Raw genomic sequence first — 15,520 nt, 5'->3', positions numbered from 1 at the left:
ACCCGACCGTCCCAGGATAGGCGCTCGGGCGACGGGGCGTCAGGGATACGTCAGCTCTGGTACTTCAGCACCAGGCCCAGGACGATGATGCTGGCGAACCAGCCCAGGCCGACCACGATGGTGATGCGGTCCAGGTTGCGCTCGGCCACCGCCGAGCCGCCGCCGGTGGACATCGCGCCACCGCCGAACATGTCGGACAGGCCGCCGCCCTTCCCCTTGTGCAGCAGCACCAGCAGGATCATCAGCAGACTGAAGATGATCAGGGCAATCGAGAACCCGAGAACCACGACGGGACCAACTCTCTCGTATCTTCGGCGAAGGGGCCGGGCCGCGTACGGCGGTCCGGCCCCAAAGCGTACGTTGCGGCGGCGGCGTTAGCCTACTGCCTGCTCACGGTAGCGCACGATCTTGACGAACTCGTCGGCGTCCAGCGAGGCACCGCCGACCAGGCCGCCGTCGATGTCGGGCTTGGCCATCAGACCGGCCGCGCTCGACGACTTCACCGAACCGCCGTACAGCACGCGGACCTTGCCGGCCAGCTCGGCGTCGTACAGCTCGGCGATCCGGGCTCGGATGGCGGCGCAGACCTCCTGCGCGTCCTCCGGGGTGGCCACCTCGCCGGTGCCGATCGCCCAGACCGGCTCGTAGGCGACCACGATCGACTCGGCCTGGTGAGCCGGGACGCCGTCCAGGCCGCCGTCCAGCTGCGCCAGGGTGTGCTCGACGTGGGTGCCCGCCTTGCGGATCTCCAGCGGCTCACCGACGCACAGGATCGGGGTGACCCCGGCGCGGTAGGCGGCCTTCACCTTGGCGTTGACGATCTCCTCGTCCTCACCGTGGTACTGGCGGCGCTCGGAGTGCCCGATCACCGCGTAGGTGCACTGGAGCTTGGCCAGCATCGGTCCCGAGACCTCGCCGGTGTAGGCCCCGCCGTCGTGCTGCGAGATGTCCTGCGAGCCGTACTTGATCTTCAGCTTGTCGCCGGAGACCAGGGTCTGCACCGAGCGCAGGTCGGTGAACGGCACCAGGACGGCGACCTCGACGGCCTCGTAGTCCTTGTCGGCCAGCGCGAACGCCAGCTTCTGGGTGTGCTGGATGGCCTCGAGGTGGTTGAGGTTCATCTTCCAGTTGCCCGCCATCAGCGGGAGACGGTCGGTCATGTGTTTCAGTCCTCCAGAGCGGCGAGTCCGGGGAGGGTCTTGCCCTCCAGGTATTCGAGGCTGGCACCGCCGCCGGTCGAGATGTGTCCGAAGGCGTTCTCGTCGAAGCCCAGGATGCGGACGGCCGCGGCGGAGTCGCCGCCGCCGACGACGGTGAACGCGTCGCTGTCGAGCAGGGCCTTCGCGACGGCGCTGGTGCCGCCCGCGTAGTCCGGGTGCTCGAAGACGCCCATCGGGCCGTTCCAGAACACCGTGCCGGCGTCGGCCAGCTTGGCCGCGTACAGCTCGCGGGTCTTCGGGCCGATGTCCAGGCCCTCCTGGTCGGCCGGGATGGCGTCGGCGGCGACGGTCGAGAAGTCGGCCGGAGCCTTGGTCTTGAGGTCCGGGAACTCCGTGGAGACCAGGACGTCCGTCGGCAGCACGAACTCGACGCCGCGCTGCTCGGCCCGGGCCAGGTACTCCTGGACGGTCGGGACCTGGTCCTCCTGGAGCAGCGAGATGCCGACCTCGTGGCCCTTGGCCTTGAGGAAGGTGTACGCCATGCCGCCGCCGATCAGGATCCGGTCGGCCTTCTCCAGCAGGTTGTCGATCACACCGAGCTTGTCGGAGACCTTGGCGCCGCCGAGCACCACCACGTACGGACGGGCGACGTCCTCGGTGAGCTTCTTCAGCACGCCGACCTCGGTGGCGATCAGGTCGCCCGCGGCGTGCGGCAGCAGGGCCGGCAGGTCGTAGACCGAGGCGTGCTTGCGGTGCACGGCGCCGAAGCCGTCGCCCACGTACAGGTCGGCCAGCGCGGCCAGCTGCTCGGCGAAGGCCTTGCGCTCGGCGTCGTCCTTGCTGGTCTCGCCCGCGTTGAAGCGCAGGTTCTCCAGCAGCGCGACCTCGCCGTTCGCCAGCGCGGCGACGGTGGCCCTGGCGCTGTCACCGACGGTGTCGGTGGCGAAGGCGACGTTCCTGCCGAGGATCTCGCCGAGGCGCTCGGCCGCCGGGGCGAGCGAGAACCGCGGGTCCGGGGCGCCCTTGGGGCGGCCGAGGTGCGAGGCGACGACCACCTTCGCGCCGGCCGCGGCCAGCTTGGCGATGGTCGGCGCGACGGCGCGGATGCGGCCGTCGTCGGTGATCGTGCTGCCGTCCAGCGGCACGTTCAGGTCGGCGCGCACGAAGACGCGCTTGCCTTCGACACCGGCTTCGAGGAGCTCTTCGATGGTCTTCACGGGGATTCGGATTCTCCTGGGGAGATGGTTGATGCGCAGTGAGGCGGCACGGCGCAGGGGCCGCCTGAGAAGTCCTTGAGCGCGGAACGAGGGCCCGGTCGGCACCGTACGCCGGCCGGGCCCTCGTCCCTACATCACGTCAGCTCCCGCGAGGTCAGAGCCGCCCACCGACGAGGGTGACCAGGTCGACCACGCGGTTCGAGTAGCCCCACTCGTTGTCGTACCAGCCGAGCACCTTGACCTGGTTGCCCTGGACCATGGTGAGCTGGCTGTCGAAGATGCAGGACGCCGGGTCGTTGACGATGTCCGAGGAGACGATCGGGTCCTCGGTGTAGGCCAGGATGCCCTTGAGCGGGCCCTCCTGAGCGGCCTTCTGGAAGGCCGCGTTGACCTCGTCCTTGGTGACCTCGCGCTCCAGGGTGACGACCAGGTCGGTGATGGAGCCGGTCGGGACCGGGACGCGCAGCGAGGTGCCGTCCAGCTTGCCCTTCAGCTCCGGCAGGACCAGGGCGGTCGCCTTGGCGGCACCGGTCGAGGTCGGGATGATGTTCTGCGAGGCCGCACGAGCACGGCGCAGGTCCTTGTGCGGGAAGTCCAGGGTCACCTGGTCGTTGGTGAACGCGTGGACGGTGGTCATCAGACCCTTGACGATGCCGAAGCTCTCGTTCAGCACCTTGGCCATCGGCGCCACACAGTTGGTGGTGCAGGAGGCGTTGGAGATGATGTGGTGGTTGGCCGCGTCGTACTTCTCGTCGTTGACGCCCAGCACGATGGTGACGTCCTCGTCGCTGGCGGGCGCCGAGATGATGACCTTCTTCGCGCCGGCGGCGAGGTGCTTCTTCGCGGCCTCGGCCTTGGTGAAGATGCCGGTGGACTCGACGACGATGTCGGCGCCCAGGGCGGCCCACGGAAGGTTCGCGGGGTCACGCTCGGCGGTCACCTTGAAGGTGTGGCCGTCGACGGTGATGCTGTCCTCGGTGTGCGAGACCTCGCCCGGGAAGGTACCCAGGGTGGTGTCGTACTTGAGCAGGTGAGCCAGGGTCTTCGTGTCGGTGAGGTCGTTGACACCGACGACCTCGATGTCCGCGCCCTGAGCCTTGACCGCGCGGAAGAAGTTGCGGCCGATGCGGCCGAAGCCGTTGATGCCTACCCGGATCGTCACGAACCGATCTCCTCGTTAGGTACGCCGGGGCGGAGCCCCGACGGGGATGAGATTTGGGAAGTCCCCGACCGCCTATGACCCTACCCCTCCCGGGCACGGGACGGCACATCGCGCCGCGTGCTGAGACCGGGCGTGGCGCGGTCGAAAGCCGACTTCAGGCCGTCCGGCCTTGCTCGGCCGGGCAGTTGGTCCCGGGCCAGTGGTCTCTACCAATTCGGGAGTGTCGGCGGGTCCGGAAGCCCGCCCGGAGGACCGTCCGCGGGTGCCCCCGGAGACGGCCGCGGCCGGTGCCCCGTCATCGGGACACCGGCCGCGTTTCGGTCACTGAGCGTGATCGTCAGTTCATCGCCATCTCGTCGGTGAGGCTGGCCTCGGTGCTCGGCAGGCCGAGTTCGGAGGCGCGCTTGTCGGCCATCGCCAGCAGCCGGCGGATCCGGCCGGCCACCGCGTCCTTGGTCAGCGGCGGATCGGCGAGCGCGCCCAGCTCCTCCAGCGAGGCCTGCTTGTGCTGCATCCGCAGCTGGCCGGCCGCCGCCAGGTGCTCGGGCACCTCGTCGCCGAGGATCTCCAGCGCGCGCTGCACCCGGGCACCGGCCGCCACCGCGGCGCGGGCCGAGCGGCGCAGGTTGGCGTCGTCGAAGTTGGCGAGCCGGTTGGCGGTGGCGCGCACCTCGCGCCGCATCCGGCGCTCCTCCCAGGCGAGCACCGACTCGTGGGCGCCGAGCCTGGTCAGCAGGGCGCCGATCGCGTCGCCGTCGCGGATGACCACCCGGTCCACGCCGCGCACCTCGCGGGCCTTGGCCGGGATGCCGAGCCGACGGGCGGCGCCGACCAGGGCGAGGGCGGCCTCGGAACCGGGGCAGGTGATCTCCAGCGAGGACGAACGGCCCGGCTCGGTGAGCGAACCGTGCGCCAGGAAGGCCCCGCGCCAGGCGGCCTCCGCGTCGCAGGTGGCCCCGGAGACGACCGCCGGCGGCAGCCCCCGGATCGGACGTCCGCGGCCGTCCACGAGTCCGGTCTGGCGGGCGAGCAGCTCGCCGTCCTTGACCACCCGGACCACGAAGCGGCTGCCGCGACGCAGCCCGCCGGGGGCCATCACCACGAGGTCCGAGGAGTGCCCGAAGATCTCCAGCAGGTCCTTGCGCAGCCGTCGTGCCGCCGCCCCGGTGTCCAGCTCCGCCTCGATCACGATGCGGCCGCTCACGATGTGCAGTCCGCCCGCGAACCGCAGGATCGCCGACACCTCCGCCTTGCGACAGCAGGCCCGGGTGACCGGGAGCCGGCTGATCTCGTCCTTCACCGCTGGAGTCATCGCCATGGCCCGATCCTTCCATGTGTCCGGAAAATCCGGTCGTACGCTGCCGCCAACAGCTCGGGGTCGTGTCGCGGCGTCCCGTCGGTGCGGGCCACCGAGCCGAGCACCAGAGCGGCGCCCATCCGCTCGGCGGCCTTCTCCAGGCCGTCCAGGTCGGCCTGGCCGAAGGCCCCGCCGGTGACGGCGCGCTCGTCCACCAGGATCGCATCCACCGCGAGGTCCGGAGCGTGGTCGGCGATGACCTCCAGGTGACGCTGCGGGGTGAAGCCCTCGGTCTCCCCGGGCTGGGGGGCCAGGTTCAGGGTGAGCAGGCGGCGGGCGCGGGTCCCGGTGAGCGCCTGGGCCAGCTCGGGCACCAGCAGGTGCGGCAGCACGCTGGTGAACCAGGAGCCGGGGCCGAGCACCACCCAGTCCGCCTCCCGGACGGCGGTGACCGCCTCGGGGACGGCCGGCGGCCCGTCCGGCAGCAGCCGGATCGACTGCACGGTGCCCGGGGTCACCGCGACGTCGGCCTGGCCGCGCACCGCCGTGACCTCGGCGGGGCGGGCCGGGTCGTGGCCGCGCACGGTCGCCTCGATGTCCAGCGGCACCGCCGACATCGGCAGCACCCGGCCCTGGACGTTGAGCAGCCGGCCGACCCAGTCCAGCGCCGCCACCGGGTCGCCCAGCTTCTCCCAGAGCGCGACGATCAGCAGGTTGCCGACCGCGTGGCCGCCGAGTTCGCCGGTGCCGGTGAAGCGCTGCTGGATGACCTCGGACCAGGTGCGGCCCCAGTCGTCGTCCCCGCACAGCGCGGCCAGCGCCTTGCGCAGGTCGCCCGGGGGCAGCACACCCAGCTCGGTGCGCAGCCGTCCGCTGGAGCCGCCGTCGTCGGCGACGGTGACCACGGCGGTGAGGTCGCTGGTGAGCCGGCGCAGCGCGGACAGCGAGGCCGACAGGCCCTGCCCGCCACCGAGCGCGGTGATCCTCGGGGCCGGATTGGTCCGGGCGGGACTACTGCGCGGACGGCTCGGCGCCGTGGGCCGGGCCGGGCTGAACGCCCGGTCACCGGTCCTGCTCTGCGGCTGCCGCCCGGGCACGTATCCCGCCACACATCACCTCGCGTTCCTCGGCCCGCCGACCGCTCCGCCGACGGGCCCGGCAGGGAGGCGGCGGTTACTCCCGTCCCATGTCACGGTGGACGAGCACCGTCTCGACTCCGTCGGCGATGAGACGCTTGGTCAGACGCTCGGACATGGCGACGCTGCGGTGCTTGCCACCGGTGCAGCCTACGGCAAGCGTCATGTAGCGCTTCCCCTCGCGTCGGTATCCCTCGGTGATGATGCGCAGCAGCTGGGCGTAGCCGTCCAGGAACTCGTTGGCTCCGGGCTGCTGGAAGACGTAGTCGGCGACGTCCGCGTCGGTGCCGGTGCGGGCGCGCAGTTCGGGCACCCAGTGCGGGTTGGGCAGGAAGCGGCAGTCCACCACGAGGTCGGCGTCGACCGGCAGGCCGTACTTGAAGCCGAAGGACATCACGGTGGCGCGCAGCTCGGGCTCGTCGTGGTCGGCGAACTGGGCGTCCAGCTTGGCGCGCAGCTGGTGCACGTTGAGGTTGGAGGTGTCGATCACCAGGTCGGCCTCGCCGCGCAGGTCGCGCAGCAGGTCGCGCTCCAGGGCGATGCCGTCCACGATCCGGCCGTCGGCCTGGAGCGGGTGCGGGCGGCGGACGCTCTCGAAGCGGCGCACCAGCGCCTCGTCGGAGGAGTCCAGGAAGACGACCCGCAGCCGGACGCCGCGCTTCTCCAGCTCGTCCAGCGAGGTGAGCAGGTCGTCGAAGAACTGCCGGCCGCGGACGTCCACGACCACGCCGATCCGGGCGACGTTGCCCTGGGACCGGGCTCCCAGGTCGACCATGGTCGGGATCAGGGCCGGCGGCAGGTTGTCCACCACGAACCAGCCGAGGTCTTCAAGGCACTTGGCGGCGGTGGAGCGGCCGGCTCCGGACATGCCGGAGATGATCACCAGCTCCGGCGCGTTCTCGGCCACGTCTGACACGGTCACTTCGGTTCCCCGCTCTCGGTCTTTCTGCTGGGGAGAACGCGCACGGCGCGGCCGCCCTTCCCCGGCCCGGGCAGGCGGGCGGGGCCGGGGCGCACCGGCTGACGGGCGGCGTCGGCCGTCATGGCGTCTCCTGGGATGGTGCGGTCCGGTGCGCTGCTGCCACCGGCTCGGCGGCCTGCTCGGCCCCGTCCTCGATGATCTCGCCGGTCGCGGTGTTGACCGCGGGTGCGGCGGGTGTACGGGACGACAACGCCGCCGCAACGGTCTGCGCGGTGCGGCGTCCGATGCCGGGTACCTCGCAGAGCTCGTCGATGGTGGCGGCCCTGAGCTTCTTCAGCGAGCCGAAGTGCTTGAGCAGCGCCTGGCGGCGAGTCTCGCCGAGGCCCGGGACGGAGTCCAGTTCCCCGGCGGTGAGTCGCTTGGAACGCTTGTTGCGCTGATAGCTGATCGCGAAGCGGTGCGCCTCGTCGCGGACCCGCTGGAGCAGGTAGAGGCCCTCGCTGGAGCGCGGCAGCACCACCGGGTCGTCCTCGCCGGGCAGCCAGACCTCCTCCAGGCGCTTGGCCAGGCCGCACAGCGCGACGTCGTCGATGCCGAGTTCGTCCAGGGCCCGTCTGGCGGCGGCGACCTGGGGCTGTCCGCCGTCGACGACCAGCAGCTGGGGCGGGTAGGCGAAGCGCTTGGGGCGGCCCTCGTCGTCCCGGCCGACGGGGCCGGTGTCCGTGCCGGTGTCCGTACCGCTGCCGGGCTCGTCCTCCTCGGGGACGGCCCACTCGCCGGTCTGCTCGCGCTCCCTGAGGTAGCGGCGGAAGCGCCGGCTGATCACCTCGTGCATCGAGCGGACGTCGTCCTGGCCCTCGAAGCCCTTGATCTGGAAGCGCCGGTACTCGCTCTTGCGGGCCAGGCCGTCCTCGAAGACGACCATGGAGGCGACCACGTCCTCGCCCTGGAGGTGGGAGATGTCGTAGCACTCGATGCGCAGCGGGACGGAGTCCAGTTCCAGCGCGTCGGCGATCTCCTGGAGGGCGCGGCTGCGGGTGGTGAGGTCGGAGGCGCGCTTGGTCTTGTGCAGCGCCAGCGCCTGCTGGGCGTTGCGCTGCACGGTGGCCATCAGGTCCTTCTTGTCGCCGCGCTGGGGGATGCGCAGGTCGACCTGGCTGCCGCGCAGGCCGCCGAGCCACTCGCGCACCGGCTCCGCCGGGTCGGGCAGGGCGGGCACGAGGACCTCGCGCGGGACGGACTCGCCGCCGCCGTAGAGCTGCTGGAGGGCGTGCTCGACCAGGCCGGCGGTGTCCACGTCCTCGACCTTGTCGGTGACCCAGCCGCGCTGGCCGCGCACCCGGCCGCCGCGGACGTGGAAGATCTGCACGGCGGCCTCGAGTTCGTCCTCGGCGAGGGCCAGCAGGTCGGCGTCGGTGGCGTCGGCGAGCACGATGGCGTTCTTCTCCATCGCGCGCTTGAGGGCGCCGATGTCGTCCCGCAGCCGGGCCGCCTTCTCGTACTCCAGCTCGGCCGCGGCCTCCTGCATCTCCGTCTCCAGCCGGCGCAGGTAGTTGCCGGTGCGCCCGGCCATGAAGTCGCAGAAGTCCTCGGCGAGCGCGCGGTGTTCGTCCGCCGAGACCTTGCCGACGCAGGGCGCGGCGCACTTGCCGATGTAGCCGAGCAGGCAGGGCCGGCCGACCTGGCGGGCGCGCTTGAAGACGCCGTTGGAGCAGGTGCGGACGGGGAAGACGCGCAGCAGCAGGTCGACCGTCTCGCGGATCGCCCAGGCGTGTCCGTACGGGCCGAAGTAGCGCACGCCCTTCTTGTGCGCCCCGCGCATCACCTGGACCCTCGGGTACTCCTCGTCGAGGGTGACGGCGAGTTCCGGATAGCTCTTGTCGTCGCGGTACTTGACGTTGAACCGGGGGTCGTACTCCTTGATCCAGGAGTACTCCAGCTGGAGGGCCTCGACCTCGGTGCCGACCACGGTCCACTCCACCGAGGCGGCGGTGGTGACCATGGTCGCGGTGCGCGGGTGCAGGCCCGCCAGGTCCTGGAAGTAGGACGACAGGCGCGGCCGCAGGCTCTTGGCCTTGCCGACGTAGATGACCCGGCCGTGGGCGTCGCGGAACCTGTAGACACCGGGGGAGGTCGGGATCGCACCGGGCGCGGGGCGGTAGGTGCTCGGGTCAGCCATGAGTCCACCGTACCGAGTGGGGCCGGGGCCGCGGGGAGGAGATCGTCAGGGGGGACCGTGGAGGTCGGGAGGCGGTCAACTGCGTCAGCTCGGGGTCACCTTGAGGTTGCCGCCCTCGACCGTGACGGTGTAGGCGGGCAGCGGGGAGGGGGCCGGGCCGTCCTGCACGGCGCCGTCCGCGACGGCGAACCGGCTGCCGTGGCAGGGGCACTGGATCTGGGCGTTCTTCACCTGGTCCACGATGCAGCCGGCGTGGGTGCACTTGGCGCTGAACGCCTTGTACTGGCCGGCGGCGGGCTGGGTCACCACGATCTTCTGCTCGCGGAAGACCTTGCCGCCGCCCTCGGGCACGGCCGAGGCCGGACCGAGGTCCACCGGGCCCTTGGCGGCGCCGCTGCCGCCGGAGGCGGAGGAGCCGCATCCGGTGACCGCCACCGTGCCGCCGGCCGCCAGCACGGCCGCGGCTCCGCAGAGCAGGGTGCGGCGGGAGGCGGTGGGGCTGCTCTCGGGGGCCTCGGACATCGGTGTGCTCCTACGGTGTGCTGCTGCTGCGAGGGACCACGGAAGTCTATGCCGCACGCACCCCGCCGCTCCCTGGCCACCCGCACGGTGGCGGGGGCGTCGGGAGCGGCGGGGTAGGCGCGCGGGGCTACTTCTTCGCGGCGGCCGCGCGCTTGCGCGGTGCCTTCTTCGCCGGGGCGGCCACCGGGGCGTCCGCGAAGCCACCCGGAAGGATGTCCCGCAGGAACTTGCCGGTGTGGCTCTCCGAGACGGCGGCGATCTGCTCCGGGGTGCCCTCGGCGACCACGCTGCCGCCGCCGGAGCCGCCCTCGGGGCCCATGTCGACGACCCAGTCGGCGGTCTTGATCACATCGAGGTTGTGCTCGATGACGATCACCGTGTTGCCCTTCTCCACCAGCCCGCTGAGCACCTTGATCAGCTTGCTGATGTCCTCGAAGTGCAGACCGGTGGTGGGCTCGTCCAGCACGTAGACCGTCCGCCCGGTGGAGCGCTTCTGGAGCTCCGAGGCGAGCTTGACGCGCTGCGCCTCGCCACCGGAGAGGGTGGGCGCGGACTGGCCGAGCCGGACGTAGCCGAGGCCGACGTCGTTGAGCGTCCGCAGGTGCCGGGCGATCGCCGGGACGGCCTCGAAGAAGGCCAGCGCCTCCTCGATCGGCATGTCCAGCACCTCGGCGATGGACTTGCCCTTGTAGTGCACCTCCAGCGTCTCCCGGTTGTACCGGGCGCCGTGGCAGACCTCGCACGGCACGTAGACGTCCGGCAGGAAGTTCATCTCGATCTTGATGGTGCCGTCGCCGGAGCAGTTCTCGCAGCGGCCGCCCTTGACGTTGAAGGAGAACCGGCCGGGCAGGTAGCCGCGGACCTTGGCCTCCTGCGTCTCCGCGAAGAGCCGGCGGACGTGGTCGAACACCCCGGTGTAGGTGGCCGGGTTGGAGCGCGGCGTGCGGCCGATCGGCGACTGGTCGACGTGCACCACCTTGTCCACCAGGTCGGTGCCGGTGATCCGGGTGTGCCGGCCCGGCACGCTGCGGGCGCCGTTCAGCTCCCGGGCGAGGTGGGTGTACAGGATGTCGTTGACCAGCGTCGACTTGCCGGAGCCGGAGACGCCGGTGATCGCGGTGAAGGTGCCGAGCGGGAAACCGACCGTGACGTCCTTGAGGTTGTGCTCGCGGGCTCCGTGGACGGTCAGCTGGCGCTTCTTGTCCCGCTCGCGGCGGGTGTCCGGGATCGGGATGGACCGCTTGCCGGAGAGGTACTGGCCGGTCAGCGACTCCTTGTTGGTGAGCAGCTGCTTCAGCGAGCCGGAGTGCACCACCTTGCCGCCGTGCTCGCCGGCGCCCGGGCCGATGTCGACCACCCAGTCCGCGGTCTTGATGGTGTCCTCGTCGTGCTCGACCACGATCAGGGTGTTGCCGATGTCGCGCAGCCGCACCAGCGTCTCGATCAGCCGGTGGTTGTCCCGCTGGTGCAGGCCGATCGACGGCTCGTCCAGCACGTACAGCACGCCGACCAGGCCGGAGCCGATCTGGGTGGCCAGCCGGATGCGCTGGGCCTCGCCGCCGGACAGGGTGCCGGCCGCGCGGTCGAGCGAGAGGTAGTCCAGGCCGACGTCGACCAGGAAGCGCAGCCGCTCGTTGACCTCCTTGAGGACCCGCTCGGCGATCTGCTTGTCCCGGGCGTTGAGCTTCATCGCGCCCAGGAACTCGGAGCAGTCGCTGATCGACATCGAGGAGACGTCGGCGATCGACCTGTCCTCGACGGTGACCGCGAGCACCACCGGCTTGAGCCTGGTACCCCGGCACGTCGGGCAGGGCACCTCGCGCATGTAGCCCTCGAAGCGCTCGCGGCTGCTGTCGCTCTCCGCCTCGGTGTGCCGGCGCTGGATGAACGGGATCGCGCCCTCGAAGCCGGTGCTGTACGAGCGTTCGCGGCCGAAGCGGTTGCGGTAGCGGACCTCCACCTGGTGCTTGTGCCCGTACAGCAGCGCCTTCCTGGCGCGGGCGGGCAGCCCGGCCCAGGGGATGTCGGTGCGGAAGCCGAGCTCCCCGGCCAGCGCGTCGATCAGGCGCTGGAAGTACTCCTTGGCGTGCCCGGCGGACCACGGGTGGATCGCGCCCTCGTCCAGCGAGCGCTCCGGGTCGGGGACGACCAGCTCGGCGTCGACCTCCATCCGGTTGCCCAGGCCCGAGCAGTCCGGGCAGGCGCCGAACGGCGAGTTGAAGGAGAACGAGCGCGGCTCCAGCTCCTCGAACGACACGTCGTCGTACGGGCAGTAGAGGTGCTCGGAGTACATCCGCTCGCGCTCGGGGTCGTCCTCGGGGAGGTCGACGAAGTCGAGCACGACCATGCCGCCGGAGAGCCGCAGGGCCGTCTCCACCGAGTCGGTGAGCCGCCGCTTGGCGCTGTCCTTGACGGTCAGGCGGTCGATCACCACCTCGACGGTGTGCTTCTCCTGCTTCTTGAGCTTCGGCGGCTCGGCGAGCTGGATCGTCTCGCCGTCGACGCGGGCGCGGGAGTAGCCCTTGGACTGGAGGTCGGCGAAGAGGTCGACGAACTCGCCCTTGCGCTCGCGCACCACCGGGCTCAGCACCTGGAAGCGGGTGCCCTCGGCGAGCTCCAGCACCTTGTCCACGATCGCCTGCGGGGACTGCTTGGCGATCGGGCGGCCGCAGTGCGGACAGTGGGGCTTGCCGATCCGGGCGAACAGCAGGCGCAGGTAGTCGTAGACCTCGGTGATGGTGCCGACGGTCGAACGGGGGTTGCGGTTGGTGGACTTCTGGTCGATCGAGACGGCCGGGGAGAGGCCTTCGATGAAGTCGACGTCGGGCTTGTCCATCTGCCCGAGGAACTGGCGGGCGTACGAGGACAGCGACTCCACGTAGCGGCGCTGGCCCTCGGCGAAGATCGTGTCGAAGGCGAGCGAGGACTTGCCGGAGCCGGAGAGGCCCGTGAAGACGATGAGGGAGTCGCGGGGCAGGTCGAGCGAAACGTTCTTGAGGTTGTGCTCGCGAGCACCGCGGACGATGAGGCGGTCGGCCACTGCTTCTGGCGCCTTTCTCCGGGGCGAGAGGGCTTGCGTCGGGATGTGCTGCTTCTTCCAGGATGCGGCAGCCAGCCTATAGCTCAGACGTTCGAATATCGACCTTGTCCAGCCGGGCCCACCCGAACGAGTGAAGCCGACCTCCGGACCGTCCGTACCCGGACCGAAAAAGGCCCTGCTCAGGGCCGGGATTCGGCGATAGCGTCACCTGGTCAACGAGCGAAGCCCCGGGCGGGCAACGCCCCGCCCCCACCGAAGGCAGATGTGATGACCGACCCGCAGTCCGCCGCCACCCGGTCCCTGGCCCAGGTCGAGGAGAGCACCCGGCACCTGCTGCACACCGTGGCCGAACTGAAGCCCGCGGCCCTCGCCGAGCCCTCCGCGCTGCCCGGCTGGACCCGCGGCCACGTGCTGGCCCACCTCGCCCGCAACGCCGACTCCCTGGTCAACCTGCTCACCGGAGCCCGCACCGGCACCGACATCCCGCAGTACACGAGCGGCGAGGCCCGCGACCGGGACATCGAGCGCGACGCGCCCCGCCCGCTGGAGGTCCAGCTCGACGACCTGCGCGCGTCGCACGAGCGCTTCGCCGAGGCCGCCGCGCTGCTGGCCCCCGAGGACTGGGCGGCGTCCGTCAGGCACCGCTTCGGCTACGTCTTCCCGGCCCACGGGATCCCGGCCAAGCGCGTGGTGGAGCTGGAGTTCCACCACGTCGACCTCGACGCCGGCTACACCCCCGCGCACTGGCCGGAGTCCTTCGCCGTCGCCCAGTTCCGCAGGCTCGCCGCGAACCTGGCCGACGACGCCGGGCTGCCCGCCGTCTCCCTCGCGGCCGAGGACACCGGGGACCGCGCCGTGATCGGCTCGGGCACCCCGGCCCTGACCGTCGAGGGCCCCGTCCGCGCCCTCACCGCCTGGCTCTCCGGCCGCTCCGACGGCACCGGTCTGCGCCGCACCCCCGACACCGCCCTCCCCCCGCTTCCCCCGATGGGCTGACGGCGCGAGGATGATCCCAGGAGCCACTGGAGAGGGAGCGAACGGATGACGTACCACGGAGCGGTCAAGGTCGGCGGACCGCCGGACGTACGGGAGCTGGCCCACCTGATCATCACCAAGGTGGCGGTCGGCCCGTACGACAACAACGCCTACCTGCTGCGCTGCCGGGCCACCGACGAGCAACTGCTGATCGACGCCGCCGCGGACGCCCCGGCACTGCTGGAGACCGTCGGCGACGAACTGGGCACCGTGGTCACCACCCACCGGCACCACGACCACTGGGGCGCGCTGGCCGAGGTGGTCGCCACCACCGGCGCCCGCACCGCGGCCGGCGAGCACGACGCCGAGGGCATCGAGGTCCCCACCGAGCTGCTGCTCGCGGACGGGGACACGCTGCGGGTCGGCGAGGTCGGGCTCACCGTCCGGCACCTGGTCGGCCACACCCCCGGCGCGATCGTGCTCGTCTACGACGACCCGCAGGGCCACCCCCACGTCTTCACCGGCGACTGCCTCTTCCCCGGCGGCGTGGGCAACACCTGGGGCGACCCGGAGGCCTTCAGGACGCTCTACCGCGACGTCACCGAGAAGGTCTTCGACGTCCTGCCGGACGAGGCCTGGGTCTACCCCGGCCACGGCAACGACACCACTCTCGGGGCGGAGCGCCCGCACCTGGCGGAGTGGCGCGAGCGCGGCTGGTAGCCCGCCCCGCCGAACGGCCGAGGTCCCCGCGACCGGATGGCGGTCACGGGGGCCTCGGCGCGTGCGCGGCGGGTCAGGCGTCGAGCTTCTCGCGCTCGGCCTGCTCGGCCTGCTTCGAGGCCCGCAGGCTGGTGAAGGTGGTGATCGCCAGCACGACCACGATGAAGCCCAGCGAGAACGGGATGCCGATCTCCGGGGCCCACGTCGCGCCCGCCTCGTGCGCCGCGTGCAGCACCAGCTTCACGCCGATGAAGCCGAGGATCACCGACAGGCCGTACGACAGGTGGACCAGCTTCTTCAGCAGGCCGCCGATCAGGAAGTACAGCTGGCGCAGGCCCATCAGGGCGAAGGCGTTGGCGGTGAAGACGATGTACGGGTCCTGGGTCAGGCCGAAGATGGCCGGGATCGAGTCCAGCGCGAACAGCACGTCCGTGGTGCCGATCGCCAGCATCACGATCAGCATCGGGGTGATCAGCCGGCGGCCGTTCTCCCGGACGAACAGCCTGGTGCCGCGGTAGTCCTCGGTGGCCGGGAAGCGCCGCGTGATCGACTTGAGCACGCGGTTCTCCTCGAACTCCTCGTCCTCCTCCTCGGCGCGGGCCTCCTTGACCAGCTTCCAGGCCGTCCAGATCAGGAAGCCGCCGAAGATGAAGAACACCCAGGAGAACTCGGAGACCAGCGCGGCACCGCCGGCGATGAACACCGCCCGGAGCACCAGCGCGATGATCACACCGAACATCAGCACACGCTGCTGGTAGATCCTGGGCACCGCGAACTTGCCCATGATCAGGATGAACACGAAGAGGTTGTCGACACTGAGCGACTTCTCGGTGATGTAGCCGGCGAAGAACTCGCCCGCCGGCTTCCCCCCGGAGTGCCACCAGAGGAAGCCGCCGAAGAGCACCGCCAGGGCGACCCAGACGGCCGTCCAGATCCCGGCCTCCTTGATCGAGACCTCGTGCGGCTTGCGCCCTCCGATGAAGAAGTCCGCCACGATCAGTGCGATCAGCACCAGGATCGTGGAAACCCACATGGTTACGGAAACGTCCACTACTGCTCCTCCGGCAGGTAGGCGAGACAGTCATCGTCACTGCCGGAGGTCTCTTCCGCCCATCGGGCCAGCGCCCCGGGGTGCCACGACGGGCACCCGTGATGACGGGGTCGGCTGTCGAGGAATACTCCCCTCCGCT

13 protein-coding genes are annotated in these 15,520 nt (G+C 71.1%); 2 read left to right on the top strand and 11 right to left on the bottom strand.

The window, feature by feature from the left end; genetic code table 11:
• Positions 1-50: 50 nt before the first annotated feature.
• From secG to uvrA, 10 genes are all read right to left on the bottom strand, one after another.
• Positions 51-287: a preprotein translocase subunit SecG gene (secG, locus tag ACZ7C5_RS29615; RefSeq protein ID WP_350521388.1), complete on the bottom strand. Its 237-nt coding sequence runs from the start codon at positions 285-287 to the stop codon at positions 51-53.
• An 87-nt stretch (positions 288-374) separates the two neighbouring features.
• Positions 375-1,160, bottom strand: a complete 786-nt coding sequence (tpiA, locus tag ACZ7C5_RS29610) for a triose-phosphate isomerase (protein ID WP_188300554.1) — start codon at positions 1,158-1,160, stop codon at positions 375-377.
• A 5-nt stretch (positions 1,161-1,165) separates the two neighbouring features.
• A complete protein-coding gene (locus ACZ7C5_RS29605; protein WP_470323799.1) occupies positions 1,166-2,377 on the bottom strand; it encodes a phosphoglycerate kinase in 1,212 nt (403 codons plus the stop codon).
• Between the two features lie 154 nt (positions 2,378-2,531).
• Positions 2,532-3,539 (bottom strand): type I glyceraldehyde-3-phosphate dehydrogenase, encoded by a 1,008-nt coding sequence (gene gap / locus ACZ7C5_RS29600; protein WP_188300556.1) that lies wholly within the window; start codon positions 3,537-3,539, stop codon positions 2,532-2,534.
• 337 nt (positions 3,540-3,876) lie between these two features.
• The gene (gene whiA, locus ACZ7C5_RS29595; RefSeq protein WP_097235854.1) at positions 3,877-4,857 is read right to left on the bottom strand and encodes a DNA-binding protein WhiA; all 981 of its coding nucleotides are present in this window, start codon (positions 4,855-4,857) and stop codon (positions 3,877-3,879) included.
• Complete coding sequence (locus ACZ7C5_RS29590; RefSeq protein ID WP_188300557.1) at positions 4,848-5,945, bottom strand: gluconeogenesis factor YvcK family protein; 1,098 nt, start codon at positions 5,943-5,945, stop codon at positions 4,848-4,850. The genes whiA and ACZ7C5_RS29590 overlap by 10 nt, the downstream gene beginning before the upstream one ends.
• A gap of 64 nt (positions 5,946-6,009) precedes the next feature.
• Positions 6,010-6,894, bottom strand: coding sequence for an RNase adapter RapZ (rapZ, locus tag ACZ7C5_RS29585; RefSeq protein WP_401089947.1), 885 nt, complete (start codon positions 6,892-6,894; stop codon positions 6,010-6,012).
• Between the two features lie 118 nt (positions 6,895-7,012).
• Positions 7,013-9,073: an excinuclease ABC subunit UvrC gene (gene uvrC / locus ACZ7C5_RS29580; protein ID WP_401089945.1), complete on the bottom strand. Its 2,061-nt coding sequence runs from the start codon at positions 9,071-9,073 to the stop codon at positions 7,013-7,015.
• An 84-nt stretch (positions 9,074-9,157) separates the two neighbouring features.
• Positions 9,158-9,595, bottom strand: a complete 438-nt coding sequence (locus ACZ7C5_RS29575) for a Rieske (2Fe-2S) protein (RefSeq protein ID WP_401089943.1) — start codon at positions 9,593-9,595, stop codon at positions 9,158-9,160.
• Between the two features lie 127 nt (positions 9,596-9,722).
• Positions 9,723-12,635, bottom strand: coding sequence for an excinuclease ABC subunit UvrA (uvrA, locus tag ACZ7C5_RS29570; protein ID WP_470323798.1), 2,913 nt, complete (start codon positions 12,633-12,635; stop codon positions 9,723-9,725).
• 267 nt (positions 12,636-12,902) lie between these two features.
• On the opposite strand from uvrA, the gene ACZ7C5_RS29565 reads away from it, so the two are divergent.
• Complete coding sequence (locus ACZ7C5_RS29565) at positions 12,903-13,631, top strand: maleylpyruvate isomerase family mycothiol-dependent enzyme (RefSeq protein WP_470323797.1); 729 nt, start codon at positions 12,903-12,905, stop codon at positions 13,629-13,631.
• A 45-nt stretch (positions 13,632-13,676) separates the two neighbouring features.
• Positions 13,677-14,330 (top strand): MBL fold metallo-hydrolase, encoded by a 654-nt coding sequence (locus ACZ7C5_RS29560; protein WP_401089937.1) that lies wholly within the window; start codon positions 13,677-13,679, stop codon positions 14,328-14,330.
• A 73-nt stretch (positions 14,331-14,403) separates the two neighbouring features.
• Here the strand turns inward: ACZ7C5_RS29560 and ACZ7C5_RS29555 are convergent, their stop codons facing one another.
• On the bottom strand, positions 14,404-15,381 hold the full coding sequence (locus ACZ7C5_RS29555) for a TerC family protein (RefSeq protein ID WP_470323796.1): 978 nt from the start codon (positions 15,379-15,381) through the stop codon (positions 14,404-14,406).
• Positions 15,382-15,520 lie beyond the last annotated feature (139 nt).

The sequence above is a fragment of the Kitasatospora sp. NPDC036993 genome, from assembly GCF_055607525.1.
Note: the sequence above shows the minus strand (reverse complement) of the source record. Positions and strands in the feature narration are given on the sequence as shown.

Bases quoted from the DNA above. Each gene is read 5' to 3' on its own strand.
- ACZ7C5_RS29575 (WP_401089943.1), bottom strand. From the start codon at position 9,595: ATGTCCGAGGCCCCCGAGAGCAGCCCCACCGCCTCCCGCCGCACCCTG.
- tpiA (WP_188300554.1), bottom strand. From the start codon at position 1,160: ATGACCGACCGTCTCCCGCTGATGGCGGGCAACTGGAAGATGAACCTC.
- ACZ7C5_RS29565 (WP_470323797.1), top strand. From the start codon at position 12,903: ATGACCGACCCGCAGTCCGCCGCCACCCGGTCCCTGGCCCAGGTCGAG.
- ACZ7C5_RS29560 (WP_401089937.1), top strand. From the start codon at position 13,677: ATGACGTACCACGGAGCGGTCAAGGTCGGCGGACCGCCGGACGTACGG.
- whiA (WP_097235854.1), bottom strand. From the start codon at position 4,857: ATGGCGATGACTCCAGCGGTGAAGGACGAGATCAGCCGGCTCCCGGTC.
- uvrC (WP_401089945.1), bottom strand. From the start codon at position 9,073: ATGGCTGACCCGAGCACCTACCGCCCCGCGCCCGGTGCGATCCCGACC.